At 47.8% G+C, this 26,008-nt stretch carries 25 protein-coding genes; 16 read left to right on the forward strand and 9 right to left on the reverse strand.

Going from position 1 to position 26,008, the window contains the following annotated elements; translation table 11 throughout:
- Nucleotides 1–71: 71 nt before the first annotated feature.
- From putP to pspF, 7 genes are read right to left on the reverse strand one after another with little or no spacing between them, the layout of a single operon-like run.
- On the reverse strand, nt 72–1,601 hold the full coding sequence (putP, locus tag B3850_RS00005; protein ID WP_286911196.1) for a sodium/proline symporter PutP: 1,530 nt from the start codon (nt 1,599–1,601) through the stop codon (nt 72–74).
- A 24-nt stretch (nt 1,602–1,625) separates the two neighbouring features.
- The gene (locus B3850_RS00010; protein ID WP_273267957.1) at nt 1,626–2,438 is read right to left on the reverse strand and encodes an ATP-binding cassette domain-containing protein; all 813 of its coding nucleotides are present in this window, start codon (nt 2,436–2,438) and stop codon (nt 1,626–1,628) included.
- The gene (locus tag B3850_RS00015) at nt 2,435–3,427 is read right to left on the reverse strand and encodes an oligopeptide/dipeptide ABC transporter ATP-binding protein (RefSeq protein ID WP_053953533.1); all 993 of its coding nucleotides are present in this window, start codon (nt 3,425–3,427) and stop codon (nt 2,435–2,437) included. The genes B3850_RS00010 and B3850_RS00015 overlap by 4 nt, the downstream gene beginning before the upstream one ends.
- A complete protein-coding gene (locus B3850_RS00020) occupies nt 3,427–4,320 on the reverse strand; it encodes an ABC transporter permease subunit (protein ID WP_063744332.1) in 894 nt (297 codons plus the stop codon). The genes B3850_RS00015 and B3850_RS00020 overlap by 1 nt, the downstream gene beginning before the upstream one ends.
- A gap of 1 nt (nt 4,321) precedes the next feature.
- Nucleotides 4,322–5,335: an ABC transporter permease gene (locus tag B3850_RS00025; RefSeq protein WP_053953534.1), complete on the reverse strand. Its 1,014-nt coding sequence runs from the start codon at nt 5,333–5,335 to the stop codon at nt 4,322–4,324.
- Nucleotides 5,332–6,960 carry an ABC transporter substrate-binding protein gene (locus B3850_RS00030; protein ID WP_286874476.1) on the reverse strand — a complete coding sequence of 543 codons (1,629 nt, stop codon included), beginning with the start codon at nt 6,958–6,960 and terminating at the stop codon, nt 5,332–5,334. Before B3850_RS00030 ends, B3850_RS00025 begins: the two co-directional genes overlap by 4 nt.
- A complete protein-coding gene (pspF, locus tag B3850_RS00035; protein ID WP_058579256.1) occupies nt 6,953–8,032 on the reverse strand; it encodes a phage shock protein operon transcriptional activator in 1,080 nt (359 codons plus the stop codon). Before pspF ends, B3850_RS00030 begins: the two co-directional genes overlap by 8 nt.
- 189 nt (nt 8,033–8,221) lie before the next feature.
- Here pspF and pspA point away from each other — a divergent pair, with 189 nt between their 5' ends.
- The 14 genes from pspA (at nt 8,222) to B3850_RS00105 (ending at nt 22,762) form a co-directional block, all read left to right on the forward strand.
- Entirely contained in the window at nt 8,222–8,899 is a 678-nt protein-coding gene (pspA, locus tag B3850_RS00040) for a phage shock protein PspA (RefSeq protein ID WP_053953537.1), read from the forward strand.
- A gap of 14 nt (nt 8,900–8,913) precedes the next feature.
- Entirely contained in the window at nt 8,914–9,156 is a 243-nt protein-coding gene (gene pspB / locus B3850_RS00045; RefSeq protein WP_053953538.1) for an envelope stress response membrane protein PspB, read from the forward strand.
- Nucleotides 9,153–9,536 carry an envelope stress response membrane protein PspC gene (pspC, locus tag B3850_RS00050; protein ID WP_053953539.1) on the forward strand — a complete coding sequence of 128 codons (384 nt, stop codon included), beginning with the start codon at nt 9,153–9,155 and terminating at the stop codon, nt 9,534–9,536. The genes pspB and pspC overlap by 4 nt, the downstream gene beginning before the upstream one ends.
- Nucleotides 9,533–10,906, forward strand: coding sequence for a YcjX family protein (locus B3850_RS00055; RefSeq protein WP_286874471.1), 1,374 nt, complete (start codon nt 9,533–9,535; stop codon nt 10,904–10,906). The genes pspC and B3850_RS00055 overlap by 4 nt, the downstream gene beginning before the upstream one ends.
- Entirely contained in the window at nt 10,903–11,898 is a 996-nt protein-coding gene (locus tag B3850_RS00060; protein ID WP_286911197.1) for a TIGR01620 family protein, read from the forward strand. The genes B3850_RS00055 and B3850_RS00060 overlap by 4 nt, the downstream gene beginning before the upstream one ends.
- 108 nt (nt 11,899–12,006) lie before the next feature.
- Nucleotides 12,007–13,239: a methionine gamma-lyase gene (gene megL, locus B3850_RS00065; RefSeq protein WP_286874468.1), complete on the forward strand. Its 1,233-nt coding sequence runs from the start codon at nt 12,007–12,009 to the stop codon at nt 13,237–13,239.
- A gap of 60 nt (nt 13,240–13,299) precedes the next feature.
- Entirely contained in the window at nt 13,300–14,094 is a 795-nt protein-coding gene (gene phhA, locus B3850_RS00070; RefSeq protein WP_286874466.1) for a phenylalanine 4-monooxygenase, read from the forward strand.
- A gap of 39 nt (nt 14,095–14,133) precedes the next feature.
- Complete coding sequence (locus B3850_RS00075; RefSeq protein ID WP_053953544.1) at nt 14,134–14,475, forward strand: 4a-hydroxytetrahydrobiopterin dehydratase; 342 nt, start codon at nt 14,134–14,136, stop codon at nt 14,473–14,475.
- 120 nt (nt 14,476–14,595) lie between these two features.
- Nucleotides 14,596–16,167, forward strand: coding sequence for a transcriptional regulator TyrR (gene tyrR / locus B3850_RS00080; RefSeq protein ID WP_286874463.1), 1,572 nt, complete (start codon nt 14,596–14,598; stop codon nt 16,165–16,167).
- A 224-nt stretch (nt 16,168–16,391) separates the two neighbouring features.
- Nucleotides 16,392–17,465, forward strand: coding sequence for a 4-hydroxyphenylpyruvate dioxygenase (hppD, locus tag B3850_RS00085; protein WP_286874461.1), 1,074 nt, complete (start codon nt 16,392–16,394; stop codon nt 17,463–17,465).
- Complete coding sequence (locus B3850_RS00090; RefSeq protein WP_286911199.1) at nt 17,458–18,588, forward strand: homogentisate 1,2-dioxygenase; 1,131 nt, start codon at nt 17,458–17,460, stop codon at nt 18,586–18,588. Before hppD ends, B3850_RS00090 begins: the two co-directional genes overlap by 8 nt.
- Nucleotides 18,589–18,594: 6 nt before the next feature.
- The gene (locus B3850_RS00095; protein ID WP_286874456.1) at nt 18,595–19,620 is read left to right on the forward strand and encodes a fumarylacetoacetate hydrolase family protein; all 1,026 of its coding nucleotides are present in this window, start codon (nt 18,595–18,597) and stop codon (nt 19,618–19,620) included.
- Complete coding sequence (gene maiA / locus B3850_RS00100; protein ID WP_273267983.1) at nt 19,620–20,258, forward strand: maleylacetoacetate isomerase; 639 nt, start codon at nt 19,620–19,622, stop codon at nt 20,256–20,258. Before B3850_RS00095 ends, maiA begins: the two co-directional genes overlap by 1 nt.
- 11 nt (nt 20,259–20,269) lie before the next feature.
- The gene (locus tag B3850_RS00105) at nt 20,270–22,762 is read left to right on the forward strand and encodes a S9 family peptidase (RefSeq protein ID WP_286874452.1); all 2,493 of its coding nucleotides are present in this window, start codon (nt 20,270–20,272) and stop codon (nt 22,760–22,762) included.
- A 10-nt stretch (nt 22,763–22,772) separates the two neighbouring features.
- Here B3850_RS00105 and rrtA read toward each other — a convergent pair whose 3' ends face one another.
- Entirely contained in the window at nt 22,773–23,342 is a 570-nt protein-coding gene (gene rrtA / locus B3850_RS00110) for a rhombosortase (RefSeq protein WP_286911200.1), read from the reverse strand.
- A 77-nt stretch (nt 23,343–23,419) separates the two neighbouring features.
- Between rrtA and ggt the strand changes: the two genes are divergently transcribed.
- Together ggt and B3850_RS00120 are read left to right on the forward strand one after the other, a co-directional pair.
- Nucleotides 23,420–25,159 carry a gamma-glutamyltransferase gene (ggt, locus tag B3850_RS00115; protein WP_286874448.1) on the forward strand — a complete coding sequence of 580 codons (1,740 nt, stop codon included), beginning with the start codon at nt 23,420–23,422 and terminating at the stop codon, nt 25,157–25,159.
- 1 nt (nt 25,160) lies between these two features.
- The gene (locus B3850_RS00120) at nt 25,161–25,604 is read left to right on the forward strand and encodes a hypothetical protein (RefSeq protein WP_286911201.1); all 444 of its coding nucleotides are present in this window, start codon (nt 25,161–25,163) and stop codon (nt 25,602–25,604) included.
- Nucleotide 25,605: 1 nt separating this feature from the next.
- Here B3850_RS00120 and B3850_RS00125 read toward each other — a convergent pair whose 3' ends face one another.
- Nucleotides 25,606–25,974: a histidine triad nucleotide-binding protein gene (locus tag B3850_RS00125; RefSeq protein WP_053953553.1), complete on the reverse strand. Its 369-nt coding sequence runs from the start codon at nt 25,972–25,974 to the stop codon at nt 25,606–25,608.
- Nucleotides 25,975–26,008 lie beyond the last annotated feature (34 nt).

The following is a 26,008-nucleotide window of genomic DNA, read 5'->3' on the forward strand; positions in this document are numbered from 1 at the left end:
GCTTCGCTGGGCAAACAAAAAAGACCAGCACGATAGGCTGGTCTTTTTATAGGTTTAAGGCGTGTTGTTATTTAGCCTTTTTTGTCACCGTGATAGTAATCATCGATAACGCTTTCCATTTCTTCGAACTTATCTTGTAGCTCTTTCTCTGGTTCAGCAGTGACTTTGCTGAAAATGATGATAGCCAGTGTAGATAAGATGAAGCCTGGCACAATTTCGTAGACGTAAGCAGATAGCTGTTCGCCACCGAAAGTTGGGCCGTAAATCCAGAACAGCACTGTAACAGCGCCTGCCAACATACCGGCAAGAGCACCATGACGGTTCATACGTTTCCAGAACAGGCTCAGAATAACCACAGGGCCAAATGCGGCGCCGAAGCCGGCCCATGCGTTACTGACCAGACTTAAAATGGTGTTCTCTGGGTTCCATGCTAACCAAATAGCCACTAACGAAACTGCCAATACTGACATACGACCGACGAATACTAGCTCTTTTTCACTCGCGTCTTTACGTAAGAAAGCTTTATAAAAGTCTTCTGTCAGGGAGCTTGAGCTAACCAGTAGCTGCGAAGAAATTGTACTCATAATGGCTGCCAAAATAGCTGCCAGCAGGAAACCACCAATTAATGGGTGGAATAGGAACTGCGAGAAGATGATGAAAATAGTTTCAGCATCCGGCAAGCTCATTTTGGTTTCCGCAACATAGGCAATACCCACAAAACCGGTCGCCATAGCGCCAATGATAGATACTGTCATCCATGAAATACCAATGCGGCGTGCCGCTTTCACGTCACTGACAGAGCGAATCGCCATGAAACGAACAATGATGTGTGGCTGACCAAAATAGCCAAGACCCCAGGCAAGCAAAGAAATAATACCTAAGGTGCCCAGTATTTCACCGGTGGCTCCATCCTTAAAGAATGCCAGGAAGTCAGGATTAATCTCACCGACTTGGCCAACGACACTGCTGTACCCACCGAGCTCAGAAAAGGCGACAATAGGCACCAGAACCAGAGCCACGAACATAATGCAGCCTTGAACAAAGTCCGTCATGCTTACCGCTAAGAAACCACCGAACAGGGTGTAAGCACATACCACACCGGCAGTTACCCAGAGGCCCGTGGTGTAGTCCATGCCAAATGAGCTGTCGAACAGCTTACCGCCGGCAACCAGGCTGGCTGAGGTGTAAAGCGTAAAGAAGATAATAATAACCACAGACGAGAATATACGCAGTCTACGGCCTTTATCATTAAAGCGGTTCGCAAAGTAGTCCGGAATTGTGATGGAGTCGTTTGCAACCTCGGTGTAAGTTCTCAAGCGTGGCGCCACAATGACGTAGTTAAGATACGCACCAATGACCAGACCCACTGCAATCCACAGCTGCGAGACACCTGAGACATAAATTGCACCGGGTAAGCCCATCAGCATCCAACCACTCATGTCAGATGCACCCGCAGATAACGCGGTAACGCCAGGACCGAGGCCTCGACCACCTAGCATGTAACCTGATACTGAGTCAGTTGACTTCTTGTAGGCGTAAAGACCAATACCTAGCATGACGATAAAATACGCTGCTAGTGATATCAGAGTACCTGTTTCCACATTAAACTCCTGTTGTTTTGGTTTTTAGTCAGCGATCTTTTTTGCTTTGTCGCTTTTGAATTTAATCTGCTTATTCAAGTGGTCATGCAGCAACTGATGAACATAAGGTTGCTGATCATCACCTAGTACTATGTCTGTTTTGTCAAACACGATCATTTTACCACGATATAAAATTAATATCTTATCAGCAATGTGTTTCACGATTTGCGGCGAATGAGTCACTAAAATATACGAAATACCCATATCTTGCTGGAGATCGAGCATAAGGTTAATGATTTGAGCTCTAACTGATGGGTCGAGCCCAACCAAGGCTTCATCGGCAACGACAATCTGTGGCTCCAGGATGATAGCCCGTGCAATACAAACACGCTGTTTTTGTCCACTGGACAGCATATGCGGGTAAAACTCTCCATGCTCCGTTAGCATACCCACTCGCCTCAGAGCGATATCAACTTTTTCGTTACGCTCTTGCGCCGTTAAGTTGGTATTGAACTTTAAAGGCTCTTCGAGCTGTTTACGGAGAGTAAGGTGAGTATTCAGGGAGTTCTCGCTGTCCTGAAATATCATTCGGATATTGTTACAACGTTGCTGGTAATGCTGGTTATGTAGCTTTTGGCCGTTTAACCACAATTCACCAGAGCTGGGGTTATCGACGCCGGCAATGATTTTTGCCAGCGTTGATTTGCCGGAGCCTGTTTCGCCCATAACCGCCAGCGTTTCACCAGCATCGATATGAAAGGATATTGGCTCTATCGCCACTGACTTTTGACTCCAGGGCCACGCCTTACGGGGACGATACGTTTTACCGAGGTTTTTTACTTCCAGTAAATGGCTCATGACTCAAGCTCCAAAAGCGGGAAGTGGCAATGGAAGACTCGTTGCTGCTTCTGGGTTGCCAGTGGTGCTTTTACACACTGCTTTTGCGCATAAGGGCAGCGAGGGCCAAGGCGGCAGCCAATTGGCATATGACGCAGTGTCGGAATTGCTCCCGGCAAGGTCGGCAGGCGTGCTTTATGCGGTAGCTCTTGTTGTGTTTGCAGCGACATTCTGAGCATTGAGTCGGTATAAGGGTGGGCCGGATGGTTAATAACTTCCTCCGCAGGCCCTGTTTCCATAAGCTGACCACAGTACAATAAAGTCAGTTGTTTGGTCTCTGGCAAAATTGAGGTTAAGTCTTGAGAAATCAGCAGCACAGACATTTCCTGACTGGCAGCCAGTCGCGCCAAAAGCCGATGAATTTGTAGCTTTGTCGATGGCTCCATTGCGGTTGTTGGTTCATCGGCAATAAGCAGACGAGGGCGGTGAGCAATGGCTATGGCAATACTGACTTTTTGAGCAACCCCTTGCGAGAGCTCGAACGGATAACTGTCTATGACCGACTCGTGATCGCGAATACCTACCCGGTGCAATAACCGCTTAACCCGGGTTTTCCTGTCCACACGGCGCCGCATGAACGTACCACGTACGTCGCCTTCAGGAATGGCTTCTACAATTTGTTGCTCGATCGTACTGTTTGGATCCAGATAAGAGTATGGATCCTGAAATATCATGGCCATATCCCGGCCGGTCACGGCGCGGCGTTGTTTGGTGTTCATGGCTAATAAGTCCTGGCCATTCCACCACAGTCGGTCAGCGGTTACCTCCCAGTTGGGGTTAGCAAAACCAACAATAGCTTTTGCCAAAAGACTCTTACCGGAGCCGGATTCGCCAACCAGGCTATGAATTTCCCCTTTACCGAGTTGTAGGTTCACCTTATCCAACACCCGGACGATGCCGTGCGGTGTTTTCATTTCAACCGTTAAATTGCGAATATCCAGTAACTGCATTAGCTGTTCACCCTTTCGCTGAGTGCACGGCGCAGACTGTCGCCGACAATATTAATCGACATTATGGTGACGAATAAGGTCACGCCCGGCAACACCATTGACCAAGGCGATAAATACACTTCGTCAAGGCTGCGTGCCAGCATGCTTCCCCACTCAGGTGTCGGTGACTGTATACCAAGCCCCAGGAAGCTTAACGCAGCAATATCCATAATAGCCACAGACAAAGACACCGTCAGTTGCATAACCAGTATGGGAGTAATATTCGGCAAGATAACCCGGTACAGCAGGTAAGGTTTGGAACAACCATTAAGTCGCGACGCGGTGACATAGTCTTTGTGCCACTCCTGATGAACCGCGTTACGAGTGACAAAAATAAATTGAGGTATCAGTGACAGGGTAATAGCCAACGCAACATTAAATAACCCCGTCCCTAATATGGCAATAATAATCAGTGCCATTAAAAATGAGGGAATAGAGAGCAAAGTGTCGAATACGCGTGAAAACGTTTGATATTTAATGGTGCGGTCAATGCCCAAAACTGCCCCGACAACCATGCCAATAATGGACGAAACAGCGACCATAAGAATAGGCAGACCCAGGCTGTAGATGCTGCCGATAAGCAATCGCGACAACATGTCCCTGCCAAGGTCGTCCGTTCCCATTAGAAATTGAATGTTGCCTTGCTCAGTCCACGAAGGAGGTAATGAAACGGCGTCTGCAAATTGCATCGACGTGCTGTAGGGAGCAAGTATGGGTGAAAAAATAACAACCAGAATCATAGCCAACAGTATGTACAACGCCGTCATGGACAGCAGGCGCTGATTAAAGCGCCGCCATACCAGCGTTAACGGGCTGGGGTTTTCGTCTTTGTAATACAGGTTAATATGCGGCATGTTATTCCTGCCTCACAATAGGGAATCGCCATCCACGATAGAGATCCACCACTAAGTTAAACAGTAAAATAGTCAGGGCGATAATAAGTACACAAGCCTGAATGACAGGAAAGTCGCGCTCGAAAATAGCGCGTACCAGCCAGTTACCAATGCCCGGCCAGTTGAATATAGACTCGATAACAATGCTATTGCTGAGTAACAAGCTGAAAATAAGTGGCACTTGCTGCAAGACTGACTGCGTGGCATTTGGCACAGCGTGTTTTATTAACACTTGAAACTCGTTAAGACCGCGGGCTCTTGCCGCTTTGACGTATGGCTTTTGCAGCATGTCCTGAGTGGCGTTACGCATTAGTCTAAGCAGCAGCATCATTGGCATGATGGAGAGAATAATCACCGGCAGAATAAGGTGATTAAGTGCATCCTGAAGTGCTGCCGCTTTATAGTCTGAGTCGCTTATTACAATATCAATTAAAATTGACCCGGACTGAGGGGCAATACCGTACAACGGATTGATTTGCCCGGTAATAGGCAGCCAGTCTAGTTTTACTGCAAAAAACAGAATAAGTAGCTGAGCTAACCAGAACACCGGAATGGAGTAACCTGCCATGGCCAGGCTAATAACGCCTTTATCAATGGGCCCACGAAACTGGGTGGCAGCAAAGATACCGCTGGGTACACCAATAAGTACCGCAAGAACTAATGCGCCGACAATAAGCTCCAGAGAAGCGAAGAGGTGTTGATAGGTATGCTCGAAAACATAGTCGCCGGAGCTGAGAGAAGCTCCCCAGTTGCCTGACAACAAGTTCTGCATATAGTTAATGTACTGAAATGCGATGTTTTTATCGGCACCTCGTATTTCTGAAATAACCGGGTAATAGTCGCTAAAAGTTCGCACCCCAGTCATATTGGTGACAGGGTCGCCGGGAAAGAAAAAGTTAAGAGAAAAAGTGAATACCGTTAATAAAAAGAACGCAATAATAAAAACAAACAAACGGCTGCTGAGGTAACGGATCATTGTTCGCTCTCCTCAGCTGTTGTCACTTTGGTTGCCAGGCGAAAGTTGATTCCCCCATAAGGCGGTAACTGGACGCCTCGTACTGATTTTTTCTGAGCCTGGTAGCGGCGTGAATGAGCGATAGGTAATAGCGGTAGCTGCTGGTTGAGTATGTGTTGAGCGCTTTGATAGAGCGCCTTGCGTTCATTGGCGTTAGTTGTCGCAATGGCTTCGTACAACAGCTGGTCAAACCCAGGGTGACACCAGTTAGCGCGGTTACCGCCGGTTGCTACCGCAGCGCAGCTCAGTAGTGGCCTAAAGAAGTTATCCGGGTCGGCATTATCGGCATACCAGCCAATTAGAACGGTATCATGTTCACCGCGTGACAGACGTCGTCTAAAAGTGTTCCACTCATAAGAAACGATACGTGCATTCACGCCAATCTGGGCCAGGTCGGACTGCATCAGTTCGGCCATACGACGAGCATTAGGGTTGTAGACTCGCTGGACTGGCATTGCCCAGATATTAGTGCTGAGTTCACTGTGGCCAGCTTCTTCAAGCAGTTTGCGGGCTTTTTCAGGGTTGTAGTCATATTGAATTCCCTGATTATCGTAAGCCCAGGACGTTGGTGGTAGTATTGAGCGTGCCAACTCCGCGTTACCGTAGTAAATTGTATCAATAATGGCCTGGCGATTTATGGCATGGCTGAGCGCCTGGCGAACCAGTGGATCATCAAACGGTGGCCTCTTTGTATTAAACGCCCAAAACGAGACATTCGGGCTAACCTCGTTAGTGACTATTATGTCATCGCGATTCAAAGCCTGAAGTTCGCTAATAAGCGGGTAAGGAATAATATCGCATTCACCGGTAACCAGTTTTAACATGCGTTTATTGGCATTGGGAGTAATGGAGTAGACTAGCTGTTTAATTCCGGGGCCTTCACGCCAATAATCAGGATGTTTTGTGTAGCGTATTAGCACGTCCTTGCGGAAGCTTTCAAAGCGATAAGGGCCAGTACCTATGGGTTTTTGATCGATTAAGTAGGGCATGTCCTTAACCGACAGTAATTGGGCGTACTCTGCTGACAGAACAATGGCGAAGTCGGTCGCTAAATTTGCAAGAAAAGAACTGTCAGCATTATTCAACACAATGTCGACGGTCATCTCGTCGACTTTCACTACCTTTTGAATGAGTTTATCGAGCCCGGTGGCGCTGAAAAATGGGTAACTGCCGCCAACGTTATGATACAGACTGGTTTCATCAAGCCAGCGATTAAAACTAAAGCGCACGTCTTCTGCATTGAACTCTCTCGTTGGTGTGAAATAGTCTGTTGAGTGAAACTCGACACCTTCGCGTAAATAAAAGCGATAGCGCGTACCGTTATCGAGAGGCTCCCAGCTTTCGGCGAGCGCTGGCACAAAGGCCTGCTTTTCAGCGTCGTAGTCAATTAAACGGTCATAAAGCTGGGCTGCGGTAGCGTCGACGGTTGTGCCTGAGGTAACCAGTTGCGGGTTGAAGGTGTCGGGGTTGCCCTCTGAACAGTAGATAATACCTTCGGACAGCGGCGTCACTTCTTCTGTGCCGGGTTCACAGCCGCTCAGTAGTATGGTTGTTGCTGAAATGAGTAAAGAAAACGCTTTAGTCATTATTCGCGGCCGCTCCGTCCAGCAGTTGGTATTTCTTTAAGTATCCTCTGAGCTGATGATAGGTCAAACCGAGATAAGATGCTGTCTTTTTTTGATTAAATTGCGATAACCGAAGCGCTTGTTTTAGCAGTTCTTTCTCGTAGTCCTGTGAGAGCTGTTTAAATTCGACAGGCTCATCGGGCTTCAAAGTCGAGGTTACTTTTGAATGACCGTTGTCTGACGCTGGCTCCGGCGGTGCGTTTTCTGAGACCTGAGGGCTTGCCTGCGTTGCTGTTGAGATACCGGGACGGAAAGGACTGTCGAACGGATCAAGAATAATATCATTAATGGGAACGTGGCCATTGCCTAGCCGGTACAGGCTGCGCTCAACGGTGTTTTTAAGCTCACGAACATTGCCCGGCCAGTCATAGCTTAAAAGAATTTTACGAGCTTTTTCGGTAAAGCCACTAAAGAGTTCAAGCTCCATTTCCCGAGCCATTGATACAGCAAAGTGCTCTGCCAGCACCATAATATCTTCTCGTCTTTCCCGAAGGGGAGGCAGCGTTATAACGTCGAAGGCTAAACGGTCGAGTAAGTCGGAGCGAAACTTACCTTTTTCTGCAAGAGTTGGTAAGTCTTCATTTGTTGCTGCAATTAAGCGGGTGTCGACTTTAACCGGCTGGCGGCCACCGACACGCTCAAATTCACCGTATTCAATGACGCGGAGCAGCTTTTCCTGAACCCGTAAGGACGTGTTGGCCAGTTCATCCAAAAATAACGACCCACCGTCGGCGCGCTCAAAACGACCTTCGTGACGCTTCGCCGCGCCGGTAAATGCTCCAGCCTCGTGTCCGAAGAGTTCGCTGTCTAGCAGGTTTTCATTTAAAGCGGCGCAGTTGAGGGTTAAATACTGCTGTTGCCAGCGTTGTGACAGGTAATGGCAGCGCGCAGCAATAAGCTCTTTACCGGTACCACGCTCACCAATAATAAGGACGGGCTTATTTAAAGGGGCTATTTGTGAAATCTGTTCCAGAACTTCAACAAAGCTGTTGGACTGACCAATTAAATTGTCTGATGGACGCGAATTACTCATCGACTGAGCCTTAATTATAGTTATTTTTGCTAATTATTAGTCTATTTCACGAACTGTGACAATGTCTGGTTATGTCACAAAATATAAAAAACCTTATTAATCAGTGCTCTAGCTAAATATAAAAAGTTGGCTCGATACTTGAATAATGTATGAGCGAATAAATCATTAGCTATGTAAGAGGTATTTATTATGGGTATTTTTTCACGTTTTAGCGATATCGTGAACTCTAATATCAATGCGTTATTAGATAAAGCCGAAGATCCGCAAAAAATGGTGCGTCTGATTATCCAGGAAATGGAAGACACATTGGTGGAAGTACGCTCAACGTCTGCGCGCTTATTAGCGGAGAAAAAAGACATTCAGCGTCAGCAGCAGCGCATGGAAAAAGAAGTTGCCGACTGGGAAGCAAAAGCTGAATTAGCGTTGAGCAAAGAGCGTGAAGACTTAGCTCGACAAGCACTTATTGAGAAGAGCCGGGCGCAAGACAATGTCGATGCTTTGCAAAACGAAATGCAGCGTGTTGATGAGTCACTCGACAAACTGAATGACGAAATTGCACAGCTACAGGAAAAGCTGGCGGACGCGAAGTCTCGTCAAAAAGCGATTTTGATGCGCCAGAAAACCGCAAGTAGCCGATTACAGGTGAAAAAGCAGGTGGATAGTTCTAAAGTAGATGATGCAATGCAGCGCTTTGATCGCTACGAAGCAAAAATCGATGACTTAGAAGCGCAAGTTGAATCCTACGATATGGGTAAACGCACTTTGCGTGATGAGTTTGCCGAGTTAGAAAACGAAGGCAAGGTCGATGAAGAGTTAGAAGCTCTGCGCGCTCGTATGAAGTCAAAGTCATCTAAAGACTCTGAATAAATAGGCAACGCAAGATGGATATTGAAGCTATTTTAGGGATGTTGATGGCGCCGCTGATTCTGTTTGTATTGGTTGTTGCACCCATTTGGATAATTTTACATTACCGCAGCAAACGACAAATGAATCAGGGGTTGAATGAGGAAGAGCGTGAGTCGCTTGCGCTCTTGGCCGACCAGGCAAAACGTATTCGTGAGCGCGTGCAGACGCTGGAGCGTATTCTGGACGCTGACTCACCCGGTTGGAGGGACAGACAATGAGTATTTCAAAAGCACGTAGAGAGCTGACCCGCGACTCAGAAAAAGGCAAAATAGCCGGTGTTTGCGCCGGCCTGGGAGACTACCTGAACGTTGAGCCGTGGTTGGTACGAGTCGTATTTTTCACAGGGTTGATTTTTGCATCAGGCTTTTTCTTTGTGTTGTATTTGGCAGGGTGGTTGATTCTCGACAAAAAAAAGCCCGATTTGAACTCGCATCGCGTCGACGTTAAAACCAAAGTTTGGCAAGGCGGCGAACCGCCAAGAGACGCCATTCACGACATAAAGCGCGAGTTCGATGAGCTGGAAGCTCAGTTGCAATCTATGGAGAAATACGTAACCTCCAATCATTATAATCTTCAGCGAGAATTTAATCGTCTGTGAGTCGTATTAAGCAGTTTAAAAGCCAAACCCGCGATCTCATCCATCGCGGGTTTGATCGTCATATTAAGCTGGCAGTAACAGGGCTAAGCGGTGCGGGTAAAACCGCATTAATTACCGGCGTTCTGGAGCAGCTACTGTATGCGAATGAATCGCAAAACCTGCCTTATTTTAATGTGCGTCAACACCAGCGGCTTATAGGCTGCCGACTGCACACCAGTCCTAACTGGGACACACCGCGTTTCGACTATGAAAAAGCCATTGAGCGCTTAACGGGTACACCGGGACAGTGGCCAGAGTCTACCCGCGATGTCAGTGAAATTCGGCTGGAGCTGAAATACCATCCGGAGCGGGGCCTGGCGGGTAAAGTTCTTGATGAGCGTCGACTTACCGTAGATATTATTGATTACCCCGGCGAGTGGCTACTCGACTTACCGCTGTTGTCGCTGACTTACGAGCAATGGTCTGAGAAGCAACGCGCATTATTTTCCACTGAACCACGTAAAGAGCTGGCAAAAGCATGGCTTCATCAATTAAACGATCTGACAGCCGTTGCTACTGATGATAACGCCGAGAAGCAGATAAAAGTTGTCGCCAAGGCATATCGCCAGTATTTGGCAGACTGTAAAGAGCAGGGCTTAAAGTTGCTGCAGCCCGGGCGCTTAGTGCTGCCCGGCGAGTTAGCGGGAACGCCTTCTCTCGACTTTTTCCCGTGGCCTTTAGAGCAGCCCGTGCCGGATGCCTGGCAAAGCTTACTTGAGCGTAAATTTGAGTATTATAAAGAGCAGGTGGTTAAGCCTTTTTATCAGAACTATTTTCGCCATTTTAACCGCCAGCTCATTCTGGTGGATGTGTTAAGTGCCTTAGAAGGTGGCGAGTCTTATTTTAACGAACTTAAGCTGGCGCTGAACGAAATTATGCAGAGCTTTAATTATGGTCAAAACAGTTTGCTAAGGCGCCTGTTTTCGCCGCAAATTGATAAAGTCTCATTCGTCGTTACGAAGGCTGATAGCGTTGTACCGTCTGATCATGCCAAGCTCACCGGGCTTATTAATGCACTGACCCTCGAGGGTCGTCAGCAACTGCAGTTTGAGCGTATTCCTTTTGACTTATTCAGTGTGGCAGGTGTTGCGACCAGCCAATGGAAGCAACTGAAAAACGGTACTAATGTGCTGGAGGGAATTGATCAATCCGGCGAGTTAGTCCGGGTTGGCGCTCCCCATGTGCCGGGTCGTTTGCCAACGCGAGAAGACTGGCAGCAAGGTTATGTTTATCCGCATTTTCAGCCAAACTTTACGCTTGCAGATTCCCCGTTGCCGCATATTCGCTTAGACAAGTTGCTGAATTCAGTCATTGGAGACAAATTACGATGAGTAAGCATCGCGAACTCACCTATTATTCTGTCGAGGAAGAGGCACAGCCTCAGGTCTCCCCAGAGCCTTTCGATGAGCAAGATACGATAGAAAACAATACCGACTGGCAGGCACGTTATGACGGAAAACCTCGCCGTTGGGGGCGTTGGCTGCTGTTAGGCCTGGTGTTAGCGGTAGTCGCCGGCACTGTCGAAATTGTATTAGGTGTTATCGAATCCTGGCAGCAAAGTTGGGTATTAGGTGGGCTATGGAGCCTTGGTTTCGCATTAATAGTAGGGATTTTCTCAGCGTTTATCGTCAAAGAGTTTTGGCAGTTACGGCAATTAAAACGCCGCTGGCATGCGCAAAGCCATGGAATAGAAAGCGTTGAGCAGCAGTTAAAACTGCTTGACCACCCAGACTTAGAGGAGCGTTGGGCGCAAATTTACCAGCCATACTGGTCCGACAGTGAGAAACGCGAACGTTTTGAGTGCGATATTCTCAGTCGGGTCGACCAACAAGCCAGTCGCTTGGTCAGTCGCTGGTCAGCAGAAGCTGCCGCTATGATAGCCGTTAGCCCCTTTGCGGTCTTAGATATGCTGATTATTTTATGGCGCAACCAACGAATGATTCATCGCATTGCCGCACTTTACGGCGTGAAGCTGGGCTATTTGGCAAGGCTGCGTTTGTGGCGGCAAGTGCTGGCAAATATCGCTTATTCGGGGCTGAGTGAAGCGGCTGTTGATCTAGGCACACAGTGGGTAAGTGCAGAGCTTATCACCAAACTCTCTGCCCGCGCCGGACAAGGGCTAGGCGCCGGCTTATTAACCGCACGTTTAGGGTATCAGGTCATATCACTTTGTCGACCAATGCCATTTCAACACACCAAAAAACCAGGGTACGGTCGTCTGCAAAAAGACTTACTCAGTCAGTTAAAAGGTGTTTTACCATCCTTATATAAAGCCCGTTTTACAAAGGCTGCGAAGAGCTCAGACACTAAAGTGGAAAACTAGCGTTACACTTTAAAAAAGGTTTGAGATAGCGCAAAGATTGCCAATATTGGGTTGCTCGTTGCACTCTGTTGCTCGTTAACATTTTACTGACAAACGAGTGAAATTTGTATGTCTGCCAAGAGCAACCACAACAATTCTAATAATAAGTGGCAACCTGCAACTCAGGTGATTCACGCTGGCGCTAACCATGATGATCCGCATGGGGCGCTGAGCAGTCCGTTGTATCAAACATCGACGTTTGCTTTTTCATCGTCTGAACAGGGTTCGCGTCGGTTTGCCGGCGAGGAAGAGGGCTATATTTATAGTCGTTTAGGTAACCCAACCACGAACGAACTTGAGCAACGCATGGCTCAGTTAGAAGGCTATGAGGCTGCCGCCGCTGCAGCAACCGGTATGGGGGCGATAGCGGCAACGACTATGGCGTTCGTTAAAGCGGGCGACCACATTGTCGTTTCTGACGCCATTTACGGTTGTAGTTTTGCGTTATTCAGCGAATTGTTTGAACGCTTTGGTGTGCATGCCGATTTTATCGACTTAACGGATACCGAGCTTTTAGCGTCTACGATTAAAGACAACACGCGTCTGGTGTTTTTAGAAACACCTGCGAATCCGCATTTAAAAACGGTCGACATTGACGCCGTACACGCCGTTATTAAGGACAAAGATATTCGACTGATTGTTGATAACACCTTTATGACGCCGCTATTACAGCAGCCCAAGCAGCATGGTGCGGACATAGTCGTGCATAGCGCTACTAAGTTTTTGAACGGCCATGGTGACGTGGTTGCCGGTGTTGTGTGTGGTAGCGCGGAAGACATAGCCACTATTAAAAGCACGACATTAAAAGATATGGGAGCGACCATTAGCCCGCACGATGCCTGGCTTATTTTGCGTGGCTTAAAAACCCTGGATGTGCGTATGCAGCGTCACTGCGAAAACGCCAATAAGGTTTATGAATTTTTAACTCAGCGCAGTGACGTTAAAACCATCTATTTCCCTGGTGCGCCTGACCATAGCGCTCAGAAGCTGATGGGGCGGCAGATGAAGGCCAATGGCGCCGTTATTGCGTTTGAGCTTGACGGCGATGAAGCTATGGCGCGTTACTTTCTGGATCAACTGCGCATGATAAAGCTGGCCGTGAGTTTAGGGGACGCTGAAACGTTAATTCAGCACCCGGCTTCGATGACGCATTCGCCGTATACACCGGAAGCACGGGCCAAAGCAGGCATTTCAGATACGCTCATTCGCATTGCTGTCGGCCTAGAGGCCGCAGAAGACATTATCGCTGACATCGAGCAAGCGCTGGATGCGTGTAAAGCGCAATGGCAACAGTCAGCGTAATTCTGAACTAATAATAACAATAACTATCAAAATTTAATGAGGAAGCAACAAGGTTGAATTATGGGTAAAGAAAGTCAATACGTATCGAAGCAACCGGACGAGAACGGTATTATTCACTGGACTGACGAAGAAAACGCGATATGGAAAGATCTCGTTGAGCGTCAGTTAGAATGCATTCCGGGTAAGGCTTGTGACGAGTATATGAAGGGACTTGAATTACTCAACTTACCGAAAGATCGTCTGCCACAGTTGCATGAGTTGAACGAGGTGTTAGAGCGTGAAACTGGCTGGCAAGTCGCGGCTGTGCCAGCTCTTATTCCGTTTGACGAGTTCTTCCGCTTACTGGCGAATAAACAGTTCCCGGTCGCCACCTTTATTCGAACTCGCGAAGAGTTTGATTACTTGCAGGAGCCGGATATCTTCCACGAGATATTTGGACACTGTCCGTTATTAACCAACCCGGCGTTCGCTCACTTTACCCACCAGTACGGTAAACTGGGGTATGCGGCAACACCTAAAGAACGTGTTTATTTAGCTCGTTTGTACTGGTTTACGGTTGAGTTTGGGCTGCTGCAAACTATAGAGGGCACACGCATTTACGGTGGTGGTATATTATCGTCGCCGGCGGAAACCGAGTATGCGGTTAACAGCGACAAGCCAGAGCGCAAACCATTAAAAGCCCTTGATGCACTGAGAACGCCGTACCGTATTGATATTATTCAGCCCATTTACTACACCATAGAAAGTGTTGATGAGCTGTTTGAAATTTCTGACATGGATATCATGTCACTTGTACATGAAGCGATGGAGCTCGGTTTGTTTGAACCGAAGTTTCCACCGAAAGATGCAGCTTAGCTTTTGCCAACGATAAAGAACAACGAGGAGTAAAGTTACATGGCACAATTAGATCAGGAACGTTGTGAAGCTTGCCACGCTGACGCACCCAAAGTGAGTGACGACGAGCTAAAAGAGTTAATGCGTGAAATTCCGGACTGGACGCCGGTCACCAAAGACAACGTTATGATGTTACAACGTGAATACAAGTTTAAAAACTTTAAGCAGGCACTGGCGTTTACTAACCGTGTTGGTGATATTGCCGAAGAAGAAAAGCACCACCCCGAGCTAATTACCGAGTGGGGCAAAGTGACAGTAACGTGGTGGACTCACGCTATTAACGGCTTGCATAAGAACGACTTTATTATGGCGGCGAAGACCGACAAGGTCCTGGACGCCTAGGAACTCGCTTCGACTAAAGCGCTAATAAAACCCTGGTGAAAATGGCCGGGGTTTTTTGTTTTTAAATGCCCACCTTTGGTGTATCATTTGCTTTACATTTAGACGGTGAAGCAAGGTGTTATGCGGCTAGAAATTACCTGTGATGACAGGCTTGGTATTTGTCAGGATGTCCTGCAAATTCTGCGTGATCACGAAATTGACCTACGTGGCATTGAAGTCGACCCTAAAGGGAAAATTTTTCTGAATTTCCCTGAGTTAGACTTTGATGATTTTCGTCATTTAATGCCGCAAATTCGTCGTATTCCTAACGTCAAAGACGTAAAAACCATTCCTTACATGCCGTTCGAGCGCGAGCATTACGAGTTTAATCTGCTGCTTTCTACGTTACCGGATCCGGTTCTGTCCATAGACACCAAAGGCGTTATCGATATTATTAACGATGCGGGTTTAAAACTCCTTTCGGACAGTCATGACGTGCTTAAAGGTGAGCTTCTGTCACAGTTTGTGCAGGGTATTGCGCTGCAGCGCTGGCTGGATAAACAGCCGAAAATGCCTATTTATGAAGCTGTGACCATAGGCAGTGATCAATACTATGCTCAGCTACTGCCTATTTGGGTTAATGACGAAGAGGGTATCGAAGTCTTTGCGGGCGCTGTGATGACCTGTAAGTCAGAACCTGTTACCGAGAACTGGCAGCAAGCCAGTAATAAAGCTGCGTTCGATCGCTTACTAACGGAAACGCCAGTAATGAAACGTGTTATCAGCGATGCCCAACGTATGGCTGAGCTTGATGCGCCACTGTTACTGGAAGGTGAAACCGGTGTTGGCAAAGAGCTACTTGCGAAAGCCTGTCATTTGGCCAGCCCACGACATGAAAAACCGTTTCTCGCGATAAACTGCGCAGCTTTACCTGACAACGTCGCTGAGAGTGAACTCTTTGGTCATGGCGAGGGCAGCTTAAGTGCGCAAAGCGCGAAGAAGACAGGTGTTCTTGAACAGGCCGCCGGTGGAACCGTGTTGCTCGACTCTGTTGGGGAAATGTCGATTGGCCTGCAAGCCAAGCTACTGCGCTTCCTGGAAGACGGTGTATTTCGCCGCATTGGCGAAGAGCAGGAAGTGAGTGTCGATGTTCGGGTGATTTGTACAGCGCAAGGTAACTTATTCGAACTGGTTGAAAACGGTGACTTCCGGGAAGACCTCTATTATCGTTTAAACGTATTAGCTTTGACCGTTCCACCTCTGCGCGAACGCAAAGCGGATATCATTTTGCTGGCCGAGCACTTTGTTACTCAGGCCTGTAAAAAACTGGGACGCAGTCAGATTCAATTAAGCCGTACCGCGAAAGACAGACTGAAAAGCTATCATTGGCCGGGTAACGTGCGTCAGTTAGAGAATACAATGTTCCGCTCTGTTTCTATGTTGGAAGGGCAGACTCTGGAGCCGGCAGACATTCGATTACCGGAGCTGGAGCGAAACGACGAGCGTCTGGCGGTTGATATTGAAGATATTACGCTGGAAGAGGCGTTGAGGCAGTTCGAAAGTCATATTATGAAACGGCTGTATCCAAACTACCCGAGTACGCGTCAATTAGCCAAGAGGTTAGGGCTGTCGCATACGGCCGTTGCGAATAAACTACGGGACTACGGTATTGGGAAACAACGCAAAGGACGGCCTCGTAAACCCAAAGACTAAAAGCTGTCGTAAACTTAACCTGCCAAAAAAACACCCTTGTAAACTTTAATTTACAAAAGCAGCAGGGTAAACCTTGATATAGAGCAAAGGTTTACCCTGTAACAGTTACTTTACAATAATGCGCTTCCCCGCGCTCGGCACTATTTCCGGTTTGAATTCGCATTATTAACACCTTTACGGCTACAGTCTTAGTGTTAATAAACGAATAACAAGAGGAAGTAATAATGTCAGAGCAAGTCATGAATCCCCTAAATACCGATGGTTTTGAGTTCGTTGAGTACACGGCTCCGGATCAAAAAGGCATCGACGCATTAAAAGATCTGTTCGATAAACTGGGCTTTACTGAAGTGGCTAAGCACAAGTCAAAGCAAGCTTGGTTGTTCAAACAAAATGACATTAACTTTGTGGTAAATGCCGAGCCAGGTGGTCAGGCAGAAGAATTTGCTAAAGACCACGGCCCCAGTGTTTGTGGTATGGCTTGGCGTGTTAAAGATGCTAGCCATGCATTAAAGCACTCATTAGAGAATGGCGCGAAGGCGTTTCCGGACGACAAAGGTGTTATTGAAAACATTCCAGCGGTTTTCGGCATTGGTGAAAGTGCGTTGTACTTTGTCGACAACTATCAAAATAACGAAATCTACCAGCAACATTTTGATTTCTACGATAGCTGGGAAAGTAAAATGAAAGACCATGCGGCCGGTCTGTACGAAATTGACCACCTGACGCACAACGTGTTCCGCGGCAACATGGATACCTGGGCAGGCTTTTATGAGCGCATTGGTAACTTCCGCGAAATCCGTTACTTCGACATTGAAGGTAAGCTAACAGGTCTGCTAAGTCGTGCAATGACTGCACCTTGTGGCAAAATCCGTATTCCAATTAATGAGTCGCACGACGACAAGTCACAAATTGAAGAATACCTGCGCGAATACAAAGGCGAGGGCATTCAGCACATTGCACTCACCTCAGACAACATCTACAAAACCGTTGAAGACTTGCGCTCAATTGGCATGGAATTCATGGACACGCCGGACACCTATTACGAGAAAATCAACGAGCGTGTTGAAGGCCATGATGAAGACGTTGACGCGCTGCGCAAGCAACGCATTCTGATTGATGGTGCGCCAATGAAAGACGGTATTTTGCTGCAAATTTTCACGCAAACCGTTATTGGTCCGGTATTCTTCGAGATCATTCAACGTAAAGGTAACGAAGGCTTTGGTGAAGGTAACTTTAAAGCGCTGTTTGAGAGCATTGAAGAAGACCAAATTCGCCGAGGAGTATTAGACGATGCGTAAATGGATCAGCTTCCCGAAGCAGGAAGGGACGTCGTCACGACAAGCCCATGCTGACTTTCCGGAGCAGGCCATTTATGAGCGTGAAGCGGGGCGCAGCGGCTTTTTTGGCCCTGCGACACACTTCCATCATCAACATGCGCCGACCGGTTGGTCGGAATGGGAAGGCCCGCTTAAACCGCGTGCCTTCGATTTTAATCAGCTTACCGAGCAAGCACCGGAAAATCCGTGGTTAACGCCGGATTTGCTGTCAAACAGCAGTTGTAAGTTCCGTATTTGGCACTGCTCAGAGAATATGCCGTATTTAGTGCGCAATGCCGATGGCGACGACCTGTTATTTGTGCATGAAGGCAGTGGTCATTTGTATTGCGACTATGGCCATATTCATCTGGTTAAAGGCGACTACTTCTTAGTGCCGCGCTCGACCAACTGGCGCTTAGAGCCCGACGAGAAAATGGAACTGCTGATGATTGAAACCACCAATGGTTCGTATCAGCTGCCGGAGAAGGGCATTGTCGGTAACCATGCGGTATTCGACCCGGCGGTTCTGGATACGCCTGCCATTGATGACGAGTTTAAAGCACAGTACAGCGAAGACAGCTGGAAAGTGTACGTTAAGCGTCACCAGCAAGTCAGCGTTATTACTTATCCGTATAACCCGTTGGATGCCATTGGCTGGCACGGTGATTTAGCACCTGTGCGTTTGAACTGGCGTGACATACGGCCACTTATGAGTCACCGGTACCACTTACCACCGTCAGCACACACAACGTTTGTTGCTGAACGTTTTGTGGTGTGTACTTTTGTGCCAAGACCTATTGAGTCTGATCCTGGCGCACTTAAAGTGCCGTTCTATCACAATAACGATGATTATGACGAAGTGTTGTTCTACCACGAAGGCGACTTCTTTAGTCGCGATAATATCGACCGTGGTATGGTAACCTTCCATCCGGCAGGATTTACCCATGGCCCACACCCGAAAGCTTTCAAGGCGGGTCGGGAACACAAAAAGAAATTCACTGACGAAGTAGCAGTCATGCTGGATACTCGTGATTCGCTGGAAATGAGCGACGCGGCGAAGAAGGTCGAAAATCCAGATTATGTCTACAGTTGGCAGGAGAAATAACAACTTATGAAATTAGCCACTTATAGAAATGGAACGCGTGACGGCCAGTTAATGGTAGTCAGCAAAGACTTAACCCGAGCAGTTGCAGTACCTGCTATTGCTTCCTGTATGCAAGAAGCAATTGATAACTGGGACGATGTTGAGTCAAAGCTTAATGACGTTTACACGCAACTGAATAAAGGTAGCGTTGATGGTGAAGTGACGTTTGAGCAAGTCATGTGTGAGTCGCCATTACCTCGCGCGTACCAGTGGGCCGACGGCAGTGCCTATGTCAACCACGTTGAACTGGTACGTAAAGCGCGTGGTGCCGAAATGCCACCAAGCTTCTGGGAAGATCCACTGATGTATCAAGGTGGCTCGGATGACTTCTTAGGTCCACACGACGAAATTCAGATGGGCAGCACCGAGTGGGGCATTGATTTTGAAGGCGAAATTGCTGTAGTTACTGACGACGTACCTATGGGTATCGATGCGAAGTCGGCTGCAAGTCACATTAAACTATTTATGTTGGTTAACGATGTGTCATTGCGTGGCCTTATTCCGGGCGAACTCGGCAAAGGCTTTGGCTTTTTCCAGAGTAAACCATCGTCTGCGTTCTCGCCTGTGGCGGTAACACCGGACGAGTTGGGCAGTGCCTGGAAAGACAGTAAAGTTCACTTACCGCTGTTGTCAGAATATAACGGCAAGCCGTTTGGTAAGCCAAACGCGGGCGAGGACATGACCTTTGATTTTGGTCAGTTAGTTGCTCATGCGGCTAAAACTCGTAACCTGGGTGCGGGCGCTATCATTGGTTCGGGTACGGTCTCGAATAAACAAGGCACAGACCATGGCACGTCGATTGCTGAAGGTGGTGTTGGTTATAGCTGTATCGCTGAAGTTCGAATGATAGAAACCATCCGCGATGGCAAGCCAACGACTGAGTTCATGAAGTTTGGCGACACTATCCATATGGAAATGAAAGATGCCGACGGTGAGTCTATCTTCGGTGCGATTGATCAGAAAGTGGTTGAATACAAAGGACCTTCAGAATGATGAAGCTCTATGGATACTGGCGCTCTAGCGCCAGTTTTCGTGTCAGACTGGCGCTTTATTTAAAAGAATTAGAATTTGAATACCACCCAGTGCATCTGGTCAAGGATGGCGGTGAACAACACACTCCTGAATACCGAAAATTAAACCCGGCCGGATTAGTGCCGACTTTTGTCGATGACGAAGTCACGCTGAATCAATCGTTAGCCATTATTGAGTATTTGGATGAACGCTATGAGCAACATCCGCTATTGCCAAGTGCTACCGTTGATAAGGCGCGTGCTAGGGCATTAGCCTATGACTTGGCGTGTGAGTTACAACCGGTGACAAATTTGCGAGTACTGAAATACCTTACTGGTGAACTTAATTGCAGTGACGAACAGCGCAATGACTGGATTCATCATTGGGTTCATCAGAGTTTCACCGCATTTGAACAGCGCCTGACCGAAACAGCGGGTGATTATTGCTATGGAGATTCGGTAACATTAGCGGATATCTGCTTGTTGCCTCAGGTGTACAATGCCGAGCGTTTTAAGGTACCGTTAGATAACTACCCAACGCTTGTGGCAGTGCATGACCGCTTACAACAATTAACCGCGGTACAACAAGCACGCCCAGAGAATCAGCCAGACGCACAATAAGGAATAATTAAATGGTCAAATCACGTCTAGTGATGGCAATAGGGGCGGCATTAATGGCCGCCTCTTGCGCATCTACAACCCCTGCAAATGAAACCGCAAACACAACCAATGCAACGGCGCCACAGGTACAAACGTTAAGTGCTGACCCGTTAGCTTCGGCGCAAGGCACTGCGGAACTTACCATGGAACAGATTATGGCTGACCCTGACTGGATGGGTCGCTTCCCGGAAAATGCTTTTTGGAGCATGGATGGTGAGCATATTCTGTTTTATCAGAAGCGCGAAGGCAGCGATATTCGTGACTTGATGATTATCAACAATGCTGAAGGCGAAGCCTCCAAAGTGGCACTGTCGGACTATCACCTTTACGTGGCGGATGAAAAAGAGCAGTCCGTTGCCGGTAATTGGCTGGCCTACACCTTTGAGGGCAATGTGTTTGCCCGCTTTGGCGATGGCAGCGTTAAGCAATTGACCCGTGACGAAGCGCGCCAGCATAACTTACAAGCCATGACCGACGGCTCTTTAAGCTATCAGCAGGGCAATGACTTTTATGTGGTTGATATTAACTCTGGCCTGACCCGTCAGGTTGCCTCCATTAAGTTTGAAGATGCGCCAAAAGCCAACGAAGACCCAAAAGGTTACTTAGCGAAAGAAGAACAGCAGCTTATTCAGTACGTGCAAAAAGAGCGCAAAGCAGCGGAAGAGCGTTTTGAACGTCAACAGCAGCTGCAGTCTCAAAACGCAAGCCTGGCTCCTAAGCCTTTCTATCTGGATAAGTCGAAGCAGTTAGTTCAGGCACGCTTATCGCCTCGCGGCGATAAAATTGTTGCGGCGATTAGCGAACCCAACAAATGGCGTGAAGACGGCGATATCATGCCAAACTACATTAACGAAGACGGTCGTATATCCAGCGAACAGGTACGTCGCCGTGTTGCCGATGCGCAGCCCGATGAAGACCAGTTAGTGATTCTGGACTTAGAAAATCACACCGACACGGCACTGACTTACAATACGTTACCGGGCTGGAATGAAGACGTTTTAGCTGACGTTAAGCGTGAAAACCACGAAGCGCGAGGCGAGGACTATGAGTCGGAAGAAAAGCCACGTCCTATCCATTTAATGGCCGATTGGGGCTGGGAAAATGGGGCGATTCAGTGGAATGACAACGGCACTGAGCTGGCGGTTATGCTGGAAGCCTGGGACAACAAAGATCGCTGGATTGCGACCGTTGATTTCTCCGGCAAAAAATTAGTGCCTCAGGATCGCCTGCACGATGATGCCTGGATTAACTATACCCATAACGAGTTTGGTTGGTTAAACGACGACAGCCTGTGGTTCATGTCGGAAGCCGATGGTTATTCGCATTTGTATGTGAAGCCGCTAAACGGTGACACTCAGCAGCTCACCGAAGGCAACTATGTCGTCGAAACGGCGGAGTTAAGCAACGACGCTGAGTACCTTTATTTTCAGGCGAACATTGAACATCCTGGCATTTACGAAGTTTACCGTGTAAAAACTGACGGTAGCTCAGAGCCGGAAGCGATGACGGATTTAGACGGTATGACTGCGTTTGAGTTGAGCCCGCAAGCAGACGAGCTGATTCTTACGCATTCAACGCCGCTTATGCCACCAGAGCTTTATCATAAAGAGGCTAACGTCAGCGATACGCCTGAGCGCAAGACGCATACAGTGTCAGAGAAGTTCCTGAGCATAGACTGGACGGCGCCGGATGTTGTCGGGGTAGAGTCGAGCCATGTCGATGAGCCTGTTTATACGCGTATCTATACGCCGGAAGGTTTTGATGCTGAGCGTGCAGAAGAATACCCGGCAGTGGTGTTTATCCACGGTGCGGGCTACTTGCAAAATGCGCATATGGGCTGGTCTGGTTACTTCCGTGAGTTTATGTTCCATAGCCTGCTGAACAAGCACGGCTACGTGGTCGCGGATCTTGATTACCGTGGCTCCAAAGGTTACGGCCGCGACTGGCGTACGGCTATTTATCGCCAAATGGGTACGCCGGAAGTAGAAGATTTAGTCGATGTGGCGAGCTATTTGGAAACCAACCTGAACGTTGATGGTGACCGCCTTGGCACGTACGGTGGCTCCTATGGTGGCTTCTTAACCTTTATGGCGCTGTTTAAAGAACCGGGATTATTTGAGGCTGGCTCTGCATTGCGTCCGGTCACTGACTGGGCACACTATAATGTCGGTTATACGTCAAACATTCTGAACCTGCCGCAGGACGATACCATTGCGTACCGCCAAAGCTCACCTATCTACTTTGCTGAGGGCTTAGAAGATGCGTTGCTTATCAATTCACCGATGATTGATGACAACGTATTTTTCCAGGACAGTGTACGTTTGGTACAGCGTTTAATCGAGCTGAAGAAAGAAGACTGGGAAACGGCTATTTACCCGGTTGAACCACACGGTTTCCGTCAGCCAGAAAGCTGGCTGAACGAATACCGTCGTATTTTCAAACTGTTCGAGGAAAACCTAAAGTAAGCAACTACGCTTAGTCTTTATGGGGAACGGCGTCGCTTAAACGGCGCCGTTCTAGTTTATAAAGCAATAAGGCGGTTAATAAACCGGCTGCATGTATGTAGCTTACGTGCTGACCCACGAAATGGTCAGGCTGCCATCCCAATAACTCAACCACGACTTTGCCAATAAGCGCAACAAGAATTAGCCACATCCACTTTTTCCCGGCTTTAATATCTTTTATTAAACAATAGCCAAGCAGCCCATGCAGAACGCCGGACAAACCGACAAAAATAATGGTAAAAGGCAGTAACCACAAAATAAGAGACGTCGCTGCTGAACTCAATAGCAAAGCGTTGACGAGCCAGCGTGTATTCCAGTACTCCCGCCAAATAACCACAATGAGAGCCAGGCCTGCAAGATTAAACAGTGCATGGGTCCAGTTTAAATGAATAAAGTGGGTGGTAATTAGCGGCCAGCCTTGTGACATAACAGTTTCACTGTGAAAACTTAGCTGCTGATGCCACTGTGGCAATAGCTGCAAAACACAGCAAGTGGCCAGAATAAGAACAAGACCAACCCAGTACCGATTTAAATAGTGCATCTAGCGTCCTTTTCATTGCGTGCGCAAACTCAGCTTCGTATGATAGGGGAATTAAATGTGAATATGAATGAGGTTATATGAAATATCGCATTACCACACTGGTTGCGGCAATGCTTGCCGTTAGCGCCTGTCAGCCACAGCAGCAAGAAGTACGAGAGCCTGAAGCGGCGACCGGTTTTCAACAAAAGCAGTCAGTTAAAGCCGATGAATTTATGGTTGCATCGGCAAACCCTCATGCGGTTGAAGCCGGATATAACGTTTTAAAAGCCGGTGGATCAGCAATAGATGCGGCCATAGCCGTTCAGGCAATGCTGGGGCTTGTCGAGCCGCAATCGTCTGGTATTGGTGGCGGCGCCTTTATTTTGTATTGGGACAATGAGGCTAAAAAGCTGTACTCCATTGACGCTCGCGAAACAGCACCAATGGCAGCAACTGAAGAACTGTTCTTAGATGAAAACGGTAAGCCAGCTAAGTGGATAGATGCAGTCGTTGGTGGGCGCTCTGTCGGTACCCCGGGTATTTTGAAAGGGCTTGAGTTAGCCCATTCTAAATGGGGCGAAAAAGAGTGGGGCAGCTTGTTTGACGACACTATTAAGCTGGCGGAAGAAGGCTTTAAGGTATCTCCCCGACTCGCCAAACTTGTCGAGCTTGAAATTAATCCGGGCGTTAAGAAAATGCCGGTCGCCAGTGATTACTTTTTTCCAAACGGCGAGCCGCTAAAAGCGGGGCAGCTTTTGAAAAATGAAGAATACGCCAATAGTCTTAGTTTGATAGCCTCGCAAGGCGTTGATGTCTTTTACGAAGGCGAAATTGCGAAAGACATTGTCGAAGCCGTACAAAATAGCCCAATTGAGCCGGGCGTTTTAGCCTTAGAAGACCTGGCAAATTACGAAGCGAAACTGCGTGAACCCTTATGCAGTGAATATCGGGAGTATCAGGTATGCGGTATGGGGCCGCCAAGCTCCGGTGGCATTACTACGCAGCAAACCTTAGGCATTCTGGAGAGCTTTGACATTGGTCATTTAGAGCCTAACAGTGAAGAGTTTGTTCATCTGTTTGCGCAGGCATCTAAGTTAGCTTTTGCGGACAGAAACCAATGGATAGCCGACAGCGACTTTGTCGATGTGCCGGTAGAGGCTATGTTAAATAAGAACTACTTAGCCAAACGAGCTGAGCTGATTAGCGATAAAGATTTAGGTAAAGCGCAACCCGGTACTGAGCTATTGCCGAAGTACCAGCAAGATATCGCTTATGAGCGGCCGAATACGAGTCATGTTTCTATTGTCGATGACGAGGGCAATGTGGTGTCAATGACCACCAGCATTGAAATGGGCTTCGGTTCTACCGTTATGGCGAGAGGCTTTTTACTGAATAACCAGTTAACTGACTTTTCATTAGCGCCAGATGACGGAGAGCACAAATACGCCAATAGAGTTGAACCGGGTAAACGGCCGCGCAGCTCTATGGCACCGGCTATTGTGCTTGATGAGAGCGGGAAACAGGTTCTTCATGCTATTGGCTCTCCCGGTGGCAGCCGCATTATTAACTATGTGACTCAAAGCCTGGTGGCACTTCTGGACTGGAACATGGATATTCAGGACGCTATAAACCTGGGGCATGTTACTAACCGGAATGACTATACCTCGCTTGAAAAAGGGCGGGATATCAGCCAATTAAAGAGTGCTCTTGAAAAACGCGGTCACAATGTCAAAGTGCTTGATTTAAATAGTGGTTTACATGGTATAACCCTAACTGACAGTGGCAAATTAATTGGAGCAGCTGACCCGCGCAGGGAAGGTGTCGCGAAAGGGGAATAAAATGAAAAAACTGTTAAGTGGTTTATTAATGGTCGGTGCTCTAATTGGGCTAAGTGGCTGTAGCGATGACGAGGCCGTTGATCTGAATACAGCAACGCCAACGGAGGTCATTCAGGGGTTTTATCAGGCCGTTTATGAAGAGAAAGATCTCGAAAAAGCCAAACGGTTTGCATCACCGCGAATGGTTGATCTTATCAGTCATTATGCGGCGGTAAGCTCGGTTCAACGCTATGTGCTTGGCCGCTATTACGACAAAGTAGAGCTGGAAGTGGTTAGTGATTCGCTGGGTGACTATTTAAATCACTCGGATGAACTCCGGGCAACTGTTTTGTTTGAGGGAGAGTATAAAGGCGAGTACAACAAGGACAGCCGCGATGTTGTACTCATCCAAAATGGGGGCAGTTGGTTAGTCGACAGAATTCTCGACCCCAGATACCGTCCTTAAGTTATCCTTGCTTTAGGGTGTCTGTGTACGGAGGCCAGCCAAGAGGCTTACCTGCTAGCAAGTGCAGGTGAATATGATAAACGGTTTGGCCGCCGTGCTCATTGCAGTTCATGACTAAGCGGTACCCGTCTTTTGCAAAGCCATACTGAACGGCGAGCTTTGAAGCAACGACGTATAAGTGACCCACTAAATGGGCATTTTCTTCGTCAACGTCATTAACGGTCGCTATGGGCTCTTTCGGAATAATCAGCAAATGCACAGGCGCTTGCGGGTTAATGTCTTTAAACGCGAGTGCTTTTTCGTCTTCGTAAACAATATCCGCCGGAATTTCACGATTGATAATTTTAGAAAATATGGTTTCTTCTGCCATGCCCAATTCCTTGTATCTTAGTGTCACTCAATGG

The sequence above is a fragment of the Idiomarina sp. UBA4520 genome (assembly GCF_002388365.1).
In the GTDB taxonomy this organism is placed as follows: Bacteria; Pseudomonadota; Gammaproteobacteria; order Enterobacterales; family Alteromonadaceae; genus Idiomarina; species Idiomarina zobellii.